14 protein-coding genes are annotated in these 17266 nt (G+C 68.7%); 6 read left to right on the top strand and 8 right to left on the bottom strand.

The genetic code is table 11. The annotated features are described in order from the left end of the window. Positions 1 to 102 precede the first annotated feature (102 nt). Positions 103 to 2202 (bottom strand): TonB-dependent siderophore receptor, encoded by a 2100-nt coding sequence (locus AC3WON_RS29000; protein WP_492340411.1) that lies wholly within the window; start codon positions 2200 to 2202, stop codon positions 103 to 105. A 203-nt stretch (positions 2203 to 2405) separates the two neighbouring features. On the opposite strand from AC3WON_RS29000, the gene AC3WON_RS28995 reads away from it, so the two are divergent. The 3 genes from AC3WON_RS28995 (at position 2406) to AC3WON_RS28985 (ending at position 5248) form a co-directional block, all read left to right on the top strand. Continuing rightward, positions 2406 to 3332, top strand: a complete 927-nt coding sequence (locus AC3WON_RS28995; RefSeq protein ID WP_492317344.1) for an IclR family transcriptional regulator — start codon at positions 2406 to 2408, stop codon at positions 3330 to 3332. Between the two features lie 32 nt (positions 3333 to 3364). Next, complete coding sequence (locus AC3WON_RS28990) at positions 3365 to 4177, top strand: SDR family oxidoreductase (RefSeq protein WP_492353289.1); 813 nt, start codon at positions 3365 to 3367, stop codon at positions 4175 to 4177. 96 nt (positions 4178 to 4273) lie between these two features. After that, positions 4274 to 5248 carry a Bug family tripartite tricarboxylate transporter substrate binding protein gene (locus AC3WON_RS28985; protein WP_492317346.1) on the top strand — a complete coding sequence of 325 codons (975 nt, stop codon included), beginning with the start codon at positions 4274 to 4276 and terminating at the stop codon, positions 5246 to 5248. A 66-nt stretch (positions 5249 to 5314) separates the two neighbouring features. On the opposite strand, the gene AC3WON_RS28980 is transcribed toward AC3WON_RS28985, so the two are convergent. The 3 genes from AC3WON_RS28980 to AC3WON_RS28970 all read right to left on the bottom strand — a co-directional run bounded on the left by AC3WON_RS28980 (position 5315) and on the right by AC3WON_RS28970 (position 10945). Next, positions 5315 to 6706 carry an MFS transporter gene (locus AC3WON_RS28980; RefSeq protein ID WP_492353288.1) on the bottom strand — a complete coding sequence of 464 codons (1392 nt, stop codon included), beginning with the start codon at positions 6704 to 6706 and terminating at the stop codon, positions 5315 to 5317. Positions 6707 to 6848: 142 nt separating this feature from the next. Continuing rightward, on the bottom strand, positions 6849 to 10280 hold the full coding sequence (locus AC3WON_RS28975; protein WP_492353287.1) for an ATP-binding protein: 3432 nt from the start codon (positions 10278 to 10280) through the stop codon (positions 6849 to 6851). A gap of 17 nt (positions 10281 to 10297) precedes the next feature. Then, entirely contained in the window at positions 10298 to 10945 is a 648-nt protein-coding gene (locus tag AC3WON_RS28970) for a response regulator (protein WP_492317349.1), read from the bottom strand. A 470-nt stretch (positions 10946 to 11415) separates the two neighbouring features. Between AC3WON_RS28970 and AC3WON_RS28965 the strand changes: the two genes are divergently transcribed. Both AC3WON_RS28965 and AC3WON_RS28960 read left to right on the top strand, forming a co-directional pair. After that, positions 11416 to 11580 (top strand): FmdB family zinc ribbon protein, encoded by a 165-nt coding sequence (locus AC3WON_RS28965; protein ID WP_010812787.1) that lies wholly within the window; start codon positions 11416 to 11418, stop codon positions 11578 to 11580. A gap of 181 nt (positions 11581 to 11761) precedes the next feature. Beyond that, entirely contained in the window at positions 11762 to 12016 is a 255-nt protein-coding gene (locus AC3WON_RS28960) for a hypothetical protein (protein WP_492317350.1), read from the top strand. 9 nt (positions 12017 to 12025) lie between these two features. On the opposite strand, the gene AC3WON_RS28955 is transcribed toward AC3WON_RS28960, so the two are convergent. Beyond that, a complete protein-coding gene (locus AC3WON_RS28955; protein WP_010812789.1) occupies positions 12026 to 12469 on the bottom strand; it encodes a BLUF domain-containing protein in 444 nt (147 codons plus the stop codon). A 45-nt stretch (positions 12470 to 12514) separates the two neighbouring features. Then, positions 12515 to 13264 (bottom strand): GTP cyclohydrolase I, encoded by a 750-nt coding sequence (gene folE, locus AC3WON_RS28950; protein WP_492353286.1) that lies wholly within the window; start codon positions 13262 to 13264, stop codon positions 12515 to 12517. 290 nt (positions 13265 to 13554) lie between these two features. Here folE and AC3WON_RS28945 point away from each other — a divergent pair, with 290 nt between their 5' ends. Next, complete coding sequence (locus AC3WON_RS28945; RefSeq protein ID WP_492317352.1) at positions 13555 to 13746, top strand: arsenite efflux pump ArsB; 192 nt, start codon at positions 13555 to 13557, stop codon at positions 13744 to 13746. 9 nt (positions 13747 to 13755) lie between these two features. On the opposite strand, the gene AC3WON_RS28940 is transcribed toward AC3WON_RS28945, so the two are convergent. Both AC3WON_RS28940 and AC3WON_RS28935 read right to left on the bottom strand, forming a co-directional pair. Continuing rightward, positions 13756 to 15009 carry an arsenic transporter gene (locus AC3WON_RS28940; RefSeq protein WP_492353285.1) on the bottom strand — a complete coding sequence of 418 codons (1254 nt, stop codon included), beginning with the start codon at positions 15007 to 15009 and terminating at the stop codon, positions 13756 to 13758. Positions 15010 to 15039: 30 nt separating this feature from the next. Beyond that, the gene (locus AC3WON_RS28935) at positions 15040 to 17151 is read right to left on the bottom strand and encodes a penicillin-binding protein 1A (RefSeq protein ID WP_492353284.1); all 2112 of its coding nucleotides are present in this window, start codon (positions 17149 to 17151) and stop codon (positions 15040 to 15042) included. Positions 17152 to 17266 lie beyond the last annotated feature (115 nt).

Raw genomic sequence — 17266 nt, 5'->3', positions numbered from 1 at the left:
TTTTAGGGGGGGTGATTGCGGCGATGGGGCGGGCGCAAGGCCAGCCAAATCAGCTTGATGGCCGCCTGCCTACTGGTCAGGAGGCTCCAGGCGGGGGCCGCATCAATAGTTCATCGTCACGTTGAGCATGGCCACCCGCGGATTGCCCACTGGTAGCACGTTGTTGTTCAGGCCGCCCGCGTAGTACATTTTGTCGAACACGTTCTTGACGTTGAACGCCGCGCGCCAGTGCGTTGCCACGTAGCCGACGGCAAGATCGGCCACCGCGTAGCCCGGCACGGTGTAGTTAAAGCTGTAGCCGCGCTTGGCGCTCTCGCCGCGCACGCCGGCACCGACGTACCAGCCGGCCAGCGCGCCGCGGAAGCGGTACTGGCTCCAGACCGAGAAGCTGTGCCGGGGCACGCTGTTGAGCGGCTTGCCGACGTTCGCAGCCGTGGTGTCTTCGGTGACTTCGCTTGCGATGTAGGCATAGGCGCCCGAAACGCTGAGGCCATTGCCGAGATCCTGCGTCAGCTCCATTTCCAGCCCGCGCGAACGCTGTTCGCCCACGGCCACGCTGAAGCCTGTGTTAACCGGATCGGTACTGAGCACATTGGTGCGGGTCAGGTCGAACGCGGCCAGGGTCAGCAGGCCGGTCTTGTCCGGCATGTCGAACTTGATGCCCACTTCGTACTGGCGGCCCTTCTCGGGCTTGAACGTGGCGCCGTTGACGTCGGTGCCGGCGTTCGGCAGGAACGAAGTGGCGAAGCTCAGGTACGGACGCGCCCAGTGCGTCAGGTCGTACATCACGCCCGCGCTGCCGGTGACGGCGTTGTCGTCGTTGCCGGTACGCGACCGCGCCAGCCGGTCCGTCGTGCTCGTCTGCGCGGATTCGTAGCGCACGCCGCCGGTCACGGTCCAGCGCTCGGCGATACGGATCTGGTCGCGCAGGTAGAGACCAACCGCGTTTAGCGTGTCGGTCGCGTCCAGGCTATAGGCGGACGGGCAGTTGATGCTGGCGCCATAGACCGGGTTATAGACGTTCAGCGCTGCCACGCGGCATGTCTTCTGCAGGCGGTCTTCCTTCGTATGGCGGTAGTCGATGCCGAAGGTCACGCTGTGGGCATGCCCCGTGAACGCGAAAGTCCGCTGCACGTTAGTGTCGACACCGAACGAGTCCCCCGAGAAGCTCTGCTGCGTGCCACTGCGGTTCATCGCCTGGCTGTTGACGGCCATGGTGCCGGCCGACACCAGCGTGCCGGTCAGCGACGACGTCTGGTAGCGCAGGTTCTGGTTCAAGGTCCAGCCGGAGTCGAAGCGGTGCGTCAGCGCGTAGCCGATGCGGTTCTGCTCGCCGTCATAAGACGGCGCATTCGGCTCGCCGATGAAGCGGTTGCCCGGCACCACGCCATTGCGGTTCGGCACCAGGGTGCCATTCACTGGCAGGCCCTGCTGGCGCACGTAGTTGCGTTGGCTGTGGCTGGTCAGGATCGTGAAGTCCGTGCGCGTGCCAAGGTCGAGCGTCAGCGATGGCGCGATCCAGCGGTTGCGATACCAGACGTAGTCGGTCGGATCGTCGCTGTTCATCATCAGCGCGTTCAGGCGGAACGCGGCCTTGCTGTCCTTGGCCAGCGGCGTGCCGACGTCGACCGTCGCCTGCCGGAAGCCGTAGTTGCCGACGGTCAGGCCCAGTTCACCGAACAGTTCGGCACGCGGGCGCTTGCTGACCATGTTGACCAGGCCGCCCGGCTGCACCGCGCCGAACAGGATCGAGGCCGGTCCCTTGAGCACTTCCACGCGTTCCACGCCGAACAGCTCCTGCGCCACGCGGTTGTTGCTGTCGACGAGCAATCCGTCGGCAAAGATCGATTCCGATGCACGCTGGCCGCGGATGATGAAGTCGTCCCAGCCGCGCCTGCCATAGACGTTGGTGACCACGCCGGCTGAGTTCTGCAGTGCGTCGCTGAGGTTCTGTGCCTGCTGGCTGTCGAGCAGCTCGCGTGTGATGACGGTGATTGACTGCGCGGCGTCGGCCGCTGACTGATCCGACTTGGTCACTCCGGCCGGCCGCCGCGTGCTGAAGCCGATGTCAGTTTGCCCGTCGGCGGCGGCGCTGACCGTCACGGATGGCAGCGTGGTGAGATCTTCGGCGGCGTGGGAAACAACGGGAGGCAGGAACAGGCAACTGACGGCGGCGGGTATGGCAAGACGGCGGACAAACATGGCGGCCCAGGGCGAAAGCAACGAAAGTGGCGCATCATAAATGAGAATGGTTTGTATTTACAAGAAATTCGTCCGGCAAAAGTCGCACTAACTTACTGATTCGTATCCATCAACGGCGTTTCTAGCGCACATGCTTTCCCTACATAGCGGTCCCTGCGCAGCCCCGTTGCTGCTATCAATGTTCTCTTCCCGGCCGCCTGCCCATGAAACGCACCACCACCATTCCGACCCCGCCGCCCGATGCCGCACATATCCTGGTGCCGGCCGACGCGCAGGCGGGCCATGCCTGCGCCGACGACCGCAACTTCGTCACCGCGCTGGCCCGCGGCATGGAGTTGTTGCGCGCCTTCGGCCCGCAGGACGATTACCTGGGCAACGCCGAGTTGTCGCGGCGCACCGGCATCCCGCGCCCGACCGTGTCGCGGCTCACCTACACGCTGGCCACGCTCGGCTATCTCACCTACATCGAAGCCACTGAGAAGTACCGGCTGGGGCAGGGCGCGATGGTGCTGGGCCACCGCTATGTAGGCGGCGCCGGCATCCGCGAGATCGCGCAGCCGCTGATGCAGTCGCTGGCGTTTGCCTCCGATTGCACGGTGGCACTGGCCATGCCGGACCGGCACGCCATGGTCTACCTGGAAAGCTGCCAGCCGCGCGGGGCGCTGGTGATCCGGCTGGCGCCGGGCGCGCGCCTGCCGATGGCCACCTCGGCGATCGGCCGCGCCTGGCTGGCGGGGCTCGATGCCGATCACCGCGAGGCCGCGCTGGCCGAACTGGCGCGCCACTATGGCTCGCGCTGGCCCGCCGTGCGCACCGGCATCGACCGTGCGCTGCGCGACCACGCACGGCGCGGCTTCTGCGTGGCGCATGCCGAATGGGACCGCACCGTCAGCGGCGCCGCCGCGCCGCTGCGCCTGGCGGGCAGCAGCGAGGTGCTGGCGTTGAATATCGGCGGGGCCGCGACACGGCTGTCGCCCGAGATCCTGGAAAGCAACCTGGGCCCGCGCATCCGCGAACTGGCCGAGACCCTGCAGGCGCGGCTGTGGCAACCCGGCGGCGCGCGCGCGACCGCCCGCTTTGCTTCCGCGCAGCCGGACCCTGATACCCATACCCACGCGTCCAACGCATGACGCGGGCACTGAATTCAACGAGGAGACAACCCATGGAAGTACGCAACAAGACCGTCGTGGTGACTGGCGCGGCCACCGGCATCGGGCGCGCGCTGGCGCTGGCCTTTGCGCAGGCCGGCGCGCGCGGCGTGGCCGTGGCCGACCTGAACGCGGCCGGGGCCGCCACTGTTGCCGCCGAGGTCCAGGCCGTGGCGCCTGCGTGCCAGGTGTTCGCCCAACCGGTCGACGTGGCCGATGCCGCCGCCGTGCAGGGCCTGGCCGACGAGGCCACGCGCCGCTTTGGCCAGGTCGACATCTTCTGTTCCAACGCCGGCATCATCCTGCGCAAGGGGCTGGATGCGAGCGCCGACGAGTGGCAGCGCATCTGGGAAATCAACGTGATGGCGCATATCCACGCGGCCAGGGCGGTGCTGCCGCAGATGCTGGAGCGCGGCGACGGCTACTTCATCAACACGGTGTCGGCAGCGGGCCTGCTGTCGCAGATCGGCTCGGCGCCGTATGCGGTGACCAAGCACGCCGCCATCGGCTTTGCCGAGTGGCTGTCGATTACCTACGGCGACCGCGGCATCAAGGTCAGCTGCATCTGCCCGCAGGGCGTGCAGACCAACATGCTGTTCGGCGAGAAGGGCGAGCGCAAGGGCTTCCTGCAGGAAGGCTCGGTCACCGCCGAGCATGTCGCAGCGGTGACGCTGGAAGGGGTGGCCGACGAGCGCTTCCTGATCTTGCCGCACCCGGAGGTGCTTGAGTACTATCGCCGCAAGGGCCAGGACTACGACCGCTGGCTGCGCGGCATGCGCCGCCTGCATGACAAGGTGATGCAGGAGTTCGGCGGCATCGCGGTCTGAAGGCACGAGTAGTCCTGGCAGGTTTCGGCGGCGGCGTTGGCCGCCGTCTTCACAATGCGGGCAGCCATGCAGCCGCCGGCAACAGGAGGAAAATCCATGCGTTTCGGTACCGTTGCCGCGGCAGTGCTCGCCGCGTCCGCCCTGGTGAGCGCGCCCCCCGCGCTGGCACAAGGCTACCCCGCCAAGCCGATCCGGATCGTAGTCGGCTTCCCCAGCGGCGGCGCGCCCGACACGCTGGCGCGCATCGTCTCGGAAAAGATCTCGCCCTCATGGGGCCAGCCGGTGGTGGTGGACAACAAGCCGGGCGCGGGCGGCAATATCGGCGCCGAAGCCGTGGCGCACGCGCCGGCCGACGGCTATACGCTGGCGTTGGGCACGGTCGGCACGCACTCGATCAACGGCGCGCTGTACAGCAAGATGCCATACGACATGGTCAAGGACTTCGCCCCCGTGGTCCTGATCGCCTCGACGCCGAACGTGCTGGTGGTCAATCCCGGCGTGCCGGCAAAGAGCGTGGCCGAGTTGATCGCGCTGGCAAAGTCCAAGCCGGGCGGCCTGACCTTCGGCACCCCCGGCGTTGGCACCTCGCCGCACGTGGCCGGAGAAATGTTCAATTCGATGGCCGGCGTCAAGATCACGCACGTGCCCTACAAAGGCCGCGCCATGGCCATCCCCGACCTGCTCGGCGGCCATATCACCATGATGTTCGACAACCTGCCGTCGGCCCTGCCCGTGGTGCGCGAGGGCAAGCTGCGCGCGCTGGGCATTACCAGCGCGAAGCGCTCGGCCTCGGCACCGGATATCCCGACGCTGGCCGAGCAGGGCTTGCCTGGATTTGAGGCCGATTCATGGTTCGCCGTGTTCGCGCCGGCCAATACGCCCAAGGATGTAGTGGCCAGGCTCAACACTGAACTCAACCGCATCTTCACGCTGCCCGATGTGCAGGCGAAGCTGAAGACGCTGGGGCTGGATCCGATCCTGGGCACGCCGGAGAAACTGGCGGCGTACCAGCGCCAGGAGATTGCAAAATGGGCGCGGGTGGTGAAGGAATCGGGGGCGAAGGCAGAGTAGGCCGTTAAACCCAGAGAGGGTTTGCTCCCTCTTCCGCTTGCCGGAGAGGGAGCACGCAAGCGCTGATCAGGCGTCCGGCTCCACCGCCCCCCGCGCAGGCTCCGCGCCGCTGGCATCGCGCAACCTGCTCAGGCTGATCAAGGCCCCCAGCGCCGCCACCACCGCCGCCAGATACAGCGCAATGCGCGCCGCGCCGGTCGGCGTCAGGCTGAACAGCAGCGCCACCACCGCTGTGCCGCTGGTCTGCCCCAGCAGCCGCGTGGTCGCCTGCGCACCGCTGGCGCCGCCGCTGCGCTCGGGCGGCGTGGCGCCGATCATGGCGCGGTTGTTGGGGGACTGGAAGAAGCCGAAGCCCGTGCCGCACATTGCCATGCGCCAGACGATGTCCAGGCTGCCGGCGTCCGGGCCCAGCGTGGCCAGCCCGACCAGCCCGCCCGCCAGCATGGCCAGCCCGATGCCGGCGAGGATGCTGGCCGGATAGCGGTCCGACAGCCGGCCCGATACCGTGGCCATCACCGCCACCATCAGCGGCCAGGGCGTGATCAGCAGGCCGGTTTCCTGCAGGGAGCGGCCGAGCTGGTATTCGAGATAGAACGGCAGCGCGATAAAGGCCAGCATCTGCGTCATGAAAGAGCAGAACGAGGTGCCCACTGCCAGCGTGAAGGAGCGGCTGGCAAACAGGTCCACCGGCACCAGCGGCGCGGGGCGCCCGTGCTGGCGCCGCACCAGCAGCCAACCCAGCGCCACAGCGGCGGCCATGCCGGCGGCGCCTGCGATGCGCCAGCGGGCGTGGCCCAGGCCGTCGACGCCGAGGATGAACATGCCGAACACCAGCGCCGACAGCAGCGCGCTGCGGTAGTCGAACTCGCGCGGCTGCGGCGGCGTCGCCGGCAGCGAAGTGCGGCTCAGCACCAGCGCGACGATGGCCACCGGCACGTTGACCGCGAACAGCCATTTCCAGCTGGCGACCGCCAGGATCAGCGCGCCCAGCGACGGGCCCACGGCGATGGTCACGCCGACCACCAGCGCGTTCAGCCCGATGCCGCGGCCCAGGCGCGTGGGCGGGTAGATAAAGCGCACCAGCGCCGTATTGACGCTCATGATGCCGGCGCCGCCGATGCCCTGCAGCACGCGCGCGGCCACCAGCATCGGCAGGTTGACCGCCAGCGCGCACAGCAGCGAGCCCAGCAGGAAGGTGGCCAGCCCCGCCCGGTACACGCGCTTGTAGCCAAGGATGTCCCCCAGCGACGAGAGCGGCAGCAGGCACACGGTCACCGTCAGCTGGTAAGCGTTGACCACCCAGATCGTGCTGGACGGATCGGCCTGCAGCTCGCGCGAGATCGAGGGCAGGGCGATGTTGGCGATCGAGCCATCGAGCACGGCCATGATCAGGCCGAAGAAAACAGTGAGGATCGCCCAGGTCCGCTGTGGCTGGGGAAGGCCTTGTTCTGGCTGCATGGGGAGAGACATTGAAGACAATGCCGCGCCAGCATTGCTCAGGCATGGCCAGGACGGCCATGGCGCAGCGTTGCCATTATCGTCCCGCGTGGCGATGCTCGCAAATTCGCTAATTGTGGTAAGGCGCAGCGCGCCGCGTGCGCTATTCCGCTGCGGCGGCCTGTGCATAGCCGCCCAGCCGTTCAAGCAGGGCTTCGGCCGCGGCTGCCGCGGCCGGGGTCCACGCCTGCGCGGCCTCACACAGTGCTTCCAGTGCCAGGCATGCCTCGAAGATGGGCTGGCGGCGCACGATCATGAAGGCGCCGGCCGCGGCATGGGCCCAGTGCCGCAATGCCGGCAGGTCCTGCTGCGCAATGATGTGCGCCAATGCTGGCAGGTCTTGCTGCAGCTGCCGGCGCAGCATGGCTTCGTAGCGGCGGCGATCAGCAGCTTCGGCCTGCGAAGCCGCAGCCGGATCGTCATTGGTGCCAGGGGGCGGGGCCGCGGCATCCCTGCGACCGGGCAGGCCATGCAGGCACGCCTGCAGGTCCTGCAACGACGCCGGCTTGGCGACAAAGCCGGAAAAGCCGCGCAGGCGCCAGTCTGCGCATGGCTCGCTGCCAGTGAATGCGCTGAAGGCCAGTACCGGCATGTCGGGACGCTGCGCGCGCACCGCGCGCAGCAGCGCATGGCCGTCCATGACTGGCATTTGGATATCGGTCAGCACGGCGTCGATGTGCGTGCTCTCCAGCGCCGCCAGTGCCTGCTTGCCGTTGCCTGCAACGATCGGGTGGCAGCCAAGTGCCTGCAGCTGTTCGGCGATCAGGGTCTGGTTCAGCGCATTGTCCTCGGCGACAAGGATCGTCAGCGGCGCCGCGGCCGATGCCGGGAGTGCCTGCGCCGCCGGCGCGCTGGCGTCTGCCGTCGCAAGCGCCGGCGTGGCGCCTTCGGCCGCCTGGGCCACGCAGTCGAGCAGCGCGCGGTGGCTGTAGGCCGTGACTTCGTGCATGCCGGGGGCGCACTGGCGTGGCCGATGCGGGCCCTCCTGCGTCACCCACACGACCGGGACCTTCGCCGCATCGCGCAGGCCGGCCAGTGCGGCCAGGGGGTACTCTTCCGTGGCGACGACAACGCGTGGCACCTTGACCTGGAAAGACGCCAGCGCGGCCGCCTGCGATGCCAGCACATCGGCACGCCAGCCTGCCGTGGCGAGCCACGCGGCCAGGGCCTCGCCGGTACGCATGTGCTGGCACAGCACCACCACGTCGCCGCACTGCGCCGCGGCGGGCGGGACCGGCGGCAGCGGCGTGCCAGCGGCCGGGGCCAGCGGCACCGAGACCGTGAACGCGCTGCCCACGTCCGGCACACTGTCCACGCTGATGCTGCCGCCCATCAGCTCGCACAGGCGGGCGCAGATCGACAAGCCCAGGCCAGTGCCGCCGTAGCGGCTGGCGGTTGCGGCATCGCCCTGCACGAAGGGCTGGAACACGCGCGCCGCCAGCGACGGCGGCATGCCGATGCCGGAATCGCTGACGCGGCAGACCAGCCGCTGCGTGCCGTGGTGGTCCTGGCGCAGCTCGCCGCTTAAGGTGATGCGGCCGCTGGCAGTGAACTTGAAGGCGTTGCTCAGCAGGTTGTTGAACACCTGCGCCAGGCGCATGCGGTCGCCTGTGACCTCAGCATCCAGCGATGGCGACAGCTGCAGGTGGAAGCGGATGGGACGGCCGGCCACCATCGGCGCATGGGTCAGCGCCACGCTTTCCAGCGCCTCGACGGGGCGGAAGGGCGCGTTGACCAGCCTGAGCTTGCCGGCATCGATCTTGGAAAAATCCAGCACATCGTTGACGATCCGGCGCAGCGCCTCGGCGGCGCTGTCCAGCGCCCTGAGCCGGGCCGCATGTGCAGCCAGGCCGCTGCCGCGCGCGAGCAGTTCCAGGTTGCCCAGCAATGCATTCAGCGGCGTACGGATCTCGTGGCTCATCGCGGCGAAGAAGGTCGAGCGTGCGCGCATCATCGCCTCGGTGGTCTGCTGGGCGGAGCGCAGCTGCTCTTGCAGTGCCTGCTGCGCAGTGCAGTCCTGCACGGCGCAGAACAGCACTGCCTCATCGCGGTAGCGCGCCGGCGCGTAGGTGATTTGCAGGAAGTGCTGGGTGGCGTCGCCGTGGCCGGGTGGCTCATCCGCCGGCGCGCGCGGCGGTGCCGCGACGGTAAAGCTGGAAATGGACGCTTGCCCGCTGCCGCCACCGCATGGCTGTCTTTTGAATGCCTCCGCTACCGCATCGGGCAGGTGCCCATGGGGCTGCCATTGCAGCAGTACGCCGGCCAGCGGGTTCGACGTCAGGACGGCGTAGTCGTGCTGGCGCACGATGCACAGGCCGATCGGCGTGGCATTGACCAGCACCTGGTTCATCAGCTCGCTTTCCAGCGCACGCGAGGCTTCGGCGTGCGTACGCCGCAGCAGGTGCCGGCTCCAGTGGCGCGCGGCCAGCCCGATGGCGCCGGTCAGCAGCAGCATGGCGCCGGCGATCACGGCCAGCTCCGCTGCCAGCGCCGTGCCCAGCATGCGATACGGCAGGTGGTAGACCAGCTGCCCGAAGCCTGCCGGCAGCGGCTGCACCAGCCGCATGCCCGATGGCGTGACATCCAGCATGCTGTGCGACAGCAGGCGCGTGCCGGCTGCCACATCGTGGACGCTGGCCGAGGTTGCCGGCCAGTCGCGCGGCGATACATCGATGACCTGACCGGCTGGATTGAGCAGTGCCAGCAGCGCCGGATCCTCCGCGCGCTGCAAGTCGGCCAGGAAGGCGTGCAGGGGCACGCAGGCGGCCACCAGCATGGTGGGCGTGTCGCCGGCATAGGCGGCGCCGGCCAGCACCATGACCGGGGTGTCGTCCACCGGGTGGCGCAGCGGACCCACCCAGACCTGCTGGTCGCGCGCCGGCACGCTGCGGCCGCTGCGCTCCAGCAGCGCCTGGGTCAGCCATGTGCGCAGCAGCGGGATCAGCGCCGGGTCGAGCGCGAGCGGTGGCGCGCCGGCCTCGGGCTGGCTGATGACCACGGCGCTGTCTTCGTTCAGCGCGACCGCGTAGGCCCCGTGGTCGAGATCGAACGCCTGTTGGGTGGCCACTGCAGCCAGGGCAATCTGCCGCAGCCGCACGTACTGCGCCGGCAGCCCGGCGCCCCAGCCCTGCCGCGTTGCCTCGGTGGCAAGCAGGTGATAGTCCTTGCGCACGGCATCGACGTGGAGGCTGGCGGTGCCGGTGCGCCGGAAGGCCCCGAAGCCGGCATCGCGCGACGGCTCCGGTGCGGGCGCATCCAGGTTGTAGCGGATGCCCAGCACGGTGCGCCGCAGGAACGAGGACTCGTTGTGCAGCAACTGCGAGACCGAGCTGGCGTACCGCGAGACGTCGCTGCGCCGGTAGTCCAGGTGCTGTTCCGTGGCCAGGCCGGCAAGCAGCACGCCCGAGAACAGCACGATGGCGATCAGCACCGCGATGGTCGCTGAATACAGGTGTTGCTGGCGGCGCGCATTGTCGGCAAGCGCATCGAAGGCGCTGGCCAGGGTTTCACGGGTACGGTCGACGGTTTGCTGCATCGGCGGGTCCGGCCATGTCAGATCAGGCGGTTTTCATAGGCGTAGCGGATCAGCCCGGTATTGGTCTGCACTCCCAGCTTGCGCATGGCCACGGTCTTCTGGCTGGAGATGGTGCTGACCGAGCGGCCGAGCTTGCCGGCGATGTCGGTCAGCTGCAGGCCCTGCGCATAGAGCCGGATCACTTCCAGTTCGCGCTGCGTCAGTTCGGTGGCCGGTGCACCGGCGAGCGTGGCGTGTTGCAGGATGGCGTGCACCGCAGGCGAATAGAAGCAGCTGCCGCTGGATGCGACGTGAATGCAGGCGCGCACGACCTCGTCCAGGTGGTCTTCCTTGCTGACGAAGGCGCGCACGCCAAGCTTCATGGAGCGGCGGATGATGGCGGGATTGGACTGGGCGCTGATCACCACCACGCGCGTCAGCGGATGGCGGCGTGCCAGGCGGCCCAGCAGGTTGAAGCCGTCCAGCGAGGTATCGCCGTGGCCCATGCAGAAATCGGTGATGGCGATATCGGCGGGATGCTGGTCCAGCGCGCCGAGCAACTCGGTGCCGTTGCGGCATTCGCAGCTGATCTGGACGCTGCCGCTGCGCTGCAGGCAGTCGCGCAGGGCGGCCACGACCAGCGGGTGGTCGTCCGCCAGGGCGACACGCAAGACTCCGTCGTACATAGCTATCTCCGGATGGGCGGCAACCGGTACACGCCGGTTGCACTGGGCGATTGCGCCACCACAAATCCGAAATTCTGGCTATGTTCCGCGACCCATTGAATCGTAATTCTGCTAGTTCAGGGAACTTGCATGAGGCGGGCATGGACACGGCCAGTTCGGCAAATGCGTGACCTGTCCATTGAACAGCGCCATGCCGCGATGCTTGACCTGGGTTTGCGCAGCATTGCGGCGCTTGTTCCGCGGTGAGCGCGACCAGCTATTTGCCTCATGTCAATGCGTGGCGGAAGACGCATTCACGTAGCGGCAGGCAGGAGCACGGGGAGAGAAAGTGAATTCGCGGTGACTTCGCCGCGTGCGCGCAACGCGCCGGCTCCGGGCGGCGCGAACTTTCACGCTTCGGGGCGCGGACCGCTGTCCTAGAATGAAGCTGACACGCGCCCCGCGGCGCGTGCACCGCGTTGGGGAACGCCATGCCCGTCTACCAATATCGCTGCGAGAAGTGCGGCCATATGTTCGAGAAAACCGAGCATCTCGCAGAACACGCCTCTGCCCATCCGAACTGCCCGAACTGCGGCAGCCAGTCCGTCCAGCACGCACCGGCCCCGTTCGTGGCAGTGACCCAGCGCAAGAGCTGAGTCCGCTGAGTCCGAACAACTACCTCCCAGGAGGGTTTGCGGCCCGCCGCACTTGTGCGGCGGCCGCGCGGGTGTGCCGCCGGCCGACGGCCGCGGCATGTCTTTTCCAGGCGTGGTGCCCGTGCACCACGTGCGTTAGCGCTGCGCGCAAGCGGCGATCTCAACCTTGACGGAGGATGCCATGGCAACGAGACCGTTCACCGAATTTCCCGCCGACGAGCAGCAACAGGTCCTGCAGGTATGCAGGCATGTCGGGCTTGCGGCCGAGATGTTCGAGATTTTCGAGGAAAGCCGCGAGGCCGGGGTGCGGCGCATCAGCGTGCGCCGGGTCGGCACGGACAAGACCAGTATCTACGAGGCAGGCCCCGATTCGGTCTGGGTCGAGGAATTCGAGAGCGACCTGGAGTGCGGCCTGTTCGGCCAGGTGACGGCCTGACGGCGCGGCTCAGTGCCGTCCGCGTTCGCCGGTGCGCGACACCACTGACGCGCCGGCGATCAGCTCCTTGAGCAATGCCAGCGACGCCGCACCGCAGGTGCGGTACGGATCCAGTTCGGCGCGCGCCGAGAACTTGAGCAGGGTGGCGGTGTTGATGCGCGCCGCATTGACCTGGCCCATCGCCCAGCCGGCAAAGTCGCGCGTGCAGGTTTCCTCGAAATGCAGCAGGGTCACGTCGTGGTGGCGCGGGTCGCGTGCGATCGCCTGGAACAGCTGTGATACGTCCTGGCGGTCGCCTTCCAGCGCCTGCAGGAAGATGCCGTTGCCGTGGCACAGCACCCCGGTGATGCCGTGGCGCGGATTGCGTTCCAGGCTGGTGGCCAGGATGGCGTCGAGCAGGGCGGCGTCGATGGCCTGGCGGGCACGGCTGGCATAGAGCAGGCGGACTAGCATGGTCGTGGCGCTCGGTTGTGGCGGCTGGTGGGCGGGGCGTGCGGCCTAGCCGCGGTTGTGGTTCAGCAGCGTGAGGAACTCGCGGCGCAGGCTGTCGTCCTTCAGGAACGAGCCGCGCATCACGCTGTTGGTCATCTTGGCATCGGTGTCGCGCACGCCGCGCCAGTGCATGCAGAAGTGCTCGGCCTCCATCACGATGGCGAGGCCGTCGGGATTCATCTTTTCCTGCAGCAGGTCGGCGACCTGTGCCACCGCCTCTTCCTGGATCTGCGGCCGGCACATGATCCATTCGGCCAGGCGCGCGTACTTGGACAGGCCGATCAGGTTGGAATGCTGGTTCGGCATCACCCCTACCCACAGCTTGCCGATGATCGGGCACAGGTGATGCGAGCAGGCACTGCGCACGCGCAGCGGGCCGACGATCATCAGTTCGTTGAGCTGGCCGACGTTGGGGAACTCGGTCACCGGCGGGGCCTTGGCGTAGCGGCCGGCGAAGATCTCCTTCAGGTACATCTTGGCGACGCGGCGCGCAGTTTCCTGGGTGTTGTGGTCGTTGTCGACGTCGATCACCAGCGCGCGCAGCACGTCTTCCAGGCGCGCCTGCACTTCGGCCTGCAGCTGCTCCATCTCGCCCGGCTCGATGTAGTGCGCAATATTGTCGTTGGCGTGGAAGCGCTCCTGCGCGGCCTCCAGCCGTGCGCGGATGCGGGCCGAGACGCTGTGGCCATGGGGGTGGCCGGCATCGTCGCCGGCGTTGCTGTCCTTCGCGCGGTGCGCCGCGTCCTTGCTGGTCATGGTTATGCGTGGTGGGATGGATGACTGCGCAGCGGGTGTGCCGGATTCACTATATGGCAGATGCCGTGGCCTCACAACCCGCGCGGGGCATGGCAAGTTGCGGCGCGGTGGGCCGATTACGCCACAAGCCGGCATTGCTCCGTGAATAGTTCATGACATCGCTAAAGCCCGCGCCGCACAACGCCGACAAGCGCACATAATGTCTGCACAACGCCAGGCAGCCCGCCATAAAGCCGCCGGCACCCGGCCGCTGCAGCGCGGCCTGACTCTTTGTCGGGAATAACGTCATCATGCCGATTGCCTTTCCGTGCAGCAGCCTGATGCTGCTCCATGTGGTCACAGTGCCGCTGCCGGCCACGCCGGTGGAAACTGGCGTGGCGGAACACCACGCCAGTGCCGTGCGCCATGGCGCGACCGGCCTGCGCCGGTCCCTGCTGCAGCCCGCCGACATCCCCGCGGCCAATGACGCCGCCACCAGCTGAGCCAGCTGTTCAAAGAAGCAAGAGCGCCAGTGCCGGCAGCATCGCTGCCGGCATCACCACGGCCCCCACGCGCAGGAACTGGCCGGCGCTGACCATATGCCCTTCGCGTCGCAGCGCCGTGAGCCACAGCAGCGTGGCCAGCGAGCCGGTGACGGACAGGTTGGGGCCAAGGTCAATGCCGACCAGCACGGCACCAGTCACGGCATGCGAGGCATTTCCACCCGCCAGCGCCGAGGCGGCGATCAGGCCGGCCGGCAGGTTGTTGGCGATATTGCCCGCCAGCGCCACCCCCGCGCCCACGCCCAGCAGGGCCAGCGCGCCGCCGTCGCGCGACGCCGCTGCGACGGCATCGGCCAGCTGGCCGATCACCACGGTCTGCTCCAGTGCCGCGACCAGCACGAACAGCCCCGCCACCATCGGCAACACCCCCCATGACACCTCGCGCAGCGCCGGCACCAGCAACTCGCGCCGGGTCGCGCAGACCAGCAGCAGCGTGGCCACGCCCGCCGCGCAGGTCGGCCAGCCCAGGTCGTTGCCGCGCAGCGAGGCCACCAGCAGGATCAGGCCGGTCAGCACGATGCCCAGCGCGGTCAGCCGGGCCTGCGGCGACAGCGGCGGCACCGGCACGTCATGTTCGATGGGCTCGGCCAGTGCCGCGCGCTGGGTCCACCACAGCGCCGCCAGCGTGGCCAGCACCGCGGCCAGCGACGGCAGCGCGAAGCTCGCCAGCCAGCCCGCCAGCGGCGGCATGCGTTCGCCGAAGATGACCAGGTTGGCCGGGTTGGAGATCGGCAGCACGAAGCTGGCGGCATTGGCGATGAAGGCGCACGCGTACAGGTAGGGCAGCGGATGCCGGACCCGCGCGGCGCGGGTGGCGGCCAGCACCGCGGGCGTCAGCACCACGGCGGTGGCGTCGTTGGACATGAAGGCCGTCACCAGCGTGCCGAAGCCGTACACCAGCAGAAACAGCCGCGGCGCCGAGCCGCGCGCCCGGCGCACGGCGAGCGCGGCGACGTGGTCGAACAGCCCGGTCTTGCGGGCCAGCTCTGAGACCAGCATCATGCCCGCGAGAAACAGGTACACGTCGTAGCCGCGCAGCACTGCCGCCAGCGCGTCGGGCAGCGTCATCAGGCCGGTGACGCACAGCAGCAGGGCGCCGGCGGCGGCCCAGAAGGCTTCGGGCAGGCGGAACGGGCGGAACAGGACGCCGGCCGTGGTCAGCGCGGCGACCGACCAGATCAGCAGCGGGGCGTGGCTGGACATCGGGATCGGGGACAGTGGAAAGCCGGAAGTCTACAGCCTGGCGTCCGCGGGGACGGCCGGCGTGGCAGCGCCGGGCGCCGGCAGGCCAGTTGCCTCGCTGGTGACGGGTGTCGGCGCGGGGGCAGCCGGGGCCGGGGCCGCGGTCCCGCCGAGGTTGCTGGCGACCGGATCGACCACCGGCGCCGCCGCGGGTGCCGGCGGCGGGAAGCCGATGGCGGCGATGCCGTGGCTGCCATCGGCATACTCCGCGTACATCCAGTCATCGCCCACGCGGACCACGCCGGCGGGCGCTTCGGCTTCAGGCACGGGCGCGCCCGCAAGGCGGCCCTCCTTATAGGCGGCCCACACCGGCAGCGCGGTGGTGGCGCCGAATTCATGCTCGCCCAGGCTGCGGTTGTCGTCGTAGCCCATCCACGCCACCGTGACGACGCCGCCGGCGTAGCCCGCGAACCAGCCGTCGACCGAGTCGTTGGTGGTGCCGGTCTTGCCGGCCACGTCGGCGCGGCGCAGGTAGCGGCGCACGCCGGCGCCGGTGCCGTCGTCGACCACGCTGCGCAGCAGGCTGTCCATGACAAAGGCGTTGCGGGCGCTGATCACGCGCGGCGGGGCCGGGCTGTCCGCGGCGTCGTCCGGCTCGGCAGAGAACAGCACCTTGCCCTCGCTGTCGGTGATGCGCGCGATCAGGTAGGGCTCGATGCGGTGGCCGCCGTTGGCAAAAACGCCATAGGCCGCGGCCAGGCGCAGCGGCGAAGTGGTGCCGGTGCCCAGTGCCAGCGGCAGGTAGCGCGGCAGCCGCCTGGGCGCGAAGCCGAAGCGGCTGGCGAACTCCACCGTGTACGGGATGCCGATCGCCTGCAGTGTGCGGATCGCCGGCAGATTGCGCGATTCGGCCAGCGCCTGGCGCACGGTGATGGGGCCGACAAAGCGCCCGTCGTCATTGGACGGCTGCCAGCGCGAACCATTGGGCAGCGGCGCGTCGTTGATCAGCGTGCCGGGCGACACGCCGCGCTCCAGTGCCGCCGCATAGACGAAGGGCTTGAAGGTCGAGCCCGGCTGGCGCTGCGCCTGGGTGGCGTGGTTGAAGCGGCTGATGGCAAAGTCGGCGCCGCCCACCATCGCCTCGATCGCGCCGGTGGCGCTGTCCAGCGATACCAGCGCACCCTGCGGGCCCTGCGGCAGGTCCTTGACGAACTTGCGGTGGCGCCGCGCGTAGCCTTCCAACCCGCCGTGCACCGCATCGTAGGCCAGCGTCTGGCGCACCGACGACACCGTGGTGTAGACGTTCAGGCCGCGCGTGTAGGCCTCGTCGCCAAAGCGCTCGCGCGCCAGCTGGCGCGCGAGTTCGGCCACGTACTCGGCATGCCCGGCAAAGCTGCCGGGGCTGTCGTCGGAGACCGCCAGGCGCGCGGCGCGGGCCTCGCGGTAGGCGTCCTGGCTGATCATGCCCAGCGCCAGCATGCGGCCCAGCACATATTCCTGGCGCCGCTTGGCGCGCGCGAAGTTGACCACCGGGTTGATGGACGAGGGGGCCTTGGGCAGCCCCGCCAGCATCGCCGTCTCGGCTAGCGACAACGACGCCAGCGGCTTGCCGAAGTACGCATGCGCGGCGCTGCCGAAGCCGTAGGCATGCTCGCCCAGGTAGACCTGGTTCATGTACAGCTCAAGGATGCGGTCCTTGGGCAGGGTCTGGTCGATGCGCCAGGCCAGCAGCATTTCATACCACTTGCGCGCCAGCGTCTTCTCGCGCGACAGGTAGAAATTGCGCGCCACCTGCATGGTGATGGTGGACGCGCCCTGCGCATAGCCCTGGCCCAGGTTGGCCAGCGCGGCGCGCAGCACGCCGGGCATGTCGACACCCTCGTGCTCGTAGAACTGGTCGTCCTCGGCTGCCAGCAGCGCCTGGACCATGCGCGACGGCATCTGCCCGAAGGGGATGAACTCGCGGTGCTCGCTGCCGAACTCGCCGATCTGCACGTTGTCGCTGGTGTAGATCCGCAGGGGCACGTCGGGCCGGTAGTCGCGCAGGGCGTCGACTGGGGGAAGCTGCCGCAGGCTTACCACCGCGGCAAAGCCGGCAAGCAAGGCACCGGCTGCAGCCAGCGCCAGTACGGCACCGCCTGCCTTGACTGCGATTTTTTTCATGCGCGCATTTTACCCGCTGCCTGACTGACCTTAGCGGCTGGCCGCCAGCGGCAACGGGTTGCCGAGCTCGTCATGATCGATGGGCGGCGTGCCGGTGGTGGCCGGCGGGGTAGGC

The organism is Cupriavidus sp. FW305-46 (assembly GCF_058787075.1).
Note: the sequence above shows the minus strand (reverse complement) of the source record. Positions and strands in the feature narration are given on the sequence as shown.

What these genes read in the sequence shown, in the direction of transcription:
- AC3WON_RS28975 (WP_492353287.1), bottom strand. Translation starts at nt 10,280, where the DNA reads ATGCAGCAAACCGTCGACCGTACCCGTGAAACCCTGGCCAGCGCCTTC.
- AC3WON_RS28980 (WP_492353288.1), bottom strand. Translation starts at nt 6,706, where the DNA reads ATGCAGCCAGAACAAGGCCTTCCCCAGCCACAGCGGACCTGGGCGATC.
- AC3WON_RS28960 (WP_492317350.1), top strand. Translation starts at nt 11,762, where the DNA reads ATGGCAACGAGACCGTTCACCGAATTTCCCGCCGACGAGCAGCAACAG.
- AC3WON_RS28935 (WP_492353284.1), bottom strand. Translation starts at nt 17,151, where the DNA reads ATGAAAAAAATCGCAGTCAAGGCAGGCGGTGCCGTACTGGCGCTGGCT.
- AC3WON_RS28965 (WP_010812787.1), top strand. Translation starts at nt 11,416, where the DNA reads ATGCCCGTCTACCAATATCGCTGCGAGAAGTGCGGCCATATGTTCGAG.
- AC3WON_RS28970 (WP_492317349.1), bottom strand. Translation starts at nt 10,945, where the DNA reads ATGTACGACGGAGTCTTGCGTGTCGCCCTGGCGGACGACCACCCGCTG.
- folE (WP_492353286.1), bottom strand. Translation starts at nt 13,264, where the DNA reads ATGACCAGCAAGGACGCGGCGCACCGCGCGAAGGACAGCAACGCCGGC.
- AC3WON_RS28945 (WP_492317352.1), top strand. Translation starts at nt 13,555, where the DNA reads ATGCCGATTGCCTTTCCGTGCAGCAGCCTGATGCTGCTCCATGTGGTC.
- AC3WON_RS28995 (WP_492317344.1), top strand. Translation starts at nt 2,406, where the DNA reads ATGAAACGCACCACCACCATTCCGACCCCGCCGCCCGATGCCGCACAT.
- AC3WON_RS29000 (WP_492340411.1), bottom strand. Translation starts at nt 2,202, where the DNA reads ATGTTTGTCCGCCGTCTTGCCATACCCGCCGCCGTCAGTTGCCTGTTC.
- AC3WON_RS28940 (WP_492353285.1), bottom strand. Translation starts at nt 15,009, where the DNA reads ATGTCCAGCCACGCCCCGCTGCTGATCTGGTCGGTCGCCGCGCTGACC.
- AC3WON_RS28955 (WP_010812789.1), bottom strand. Translation starts at nt 12,469, where the DNA reads ATGCTAGTCCGCCTGCTCTATGCCAGCCGTGCCCGCCAGGCCATCGAC.
- AC3WON_RS28985 (WP_492317346.1), top strand. Translation starts at nt 4,274, where the DNA reads ATGCGTTTCGGTACCGTTGCCGCGGCAGTGCTCGCCGCGTCCGCCCTG.
- AC3WON_RS28990 (WP_492353289.1), top strand. Translation starts at nt 3,365, where the DNA reads ATGGAAGTACGCAACAAGACCGTCGTGGTGACTGGCGCGGCCACCGGC.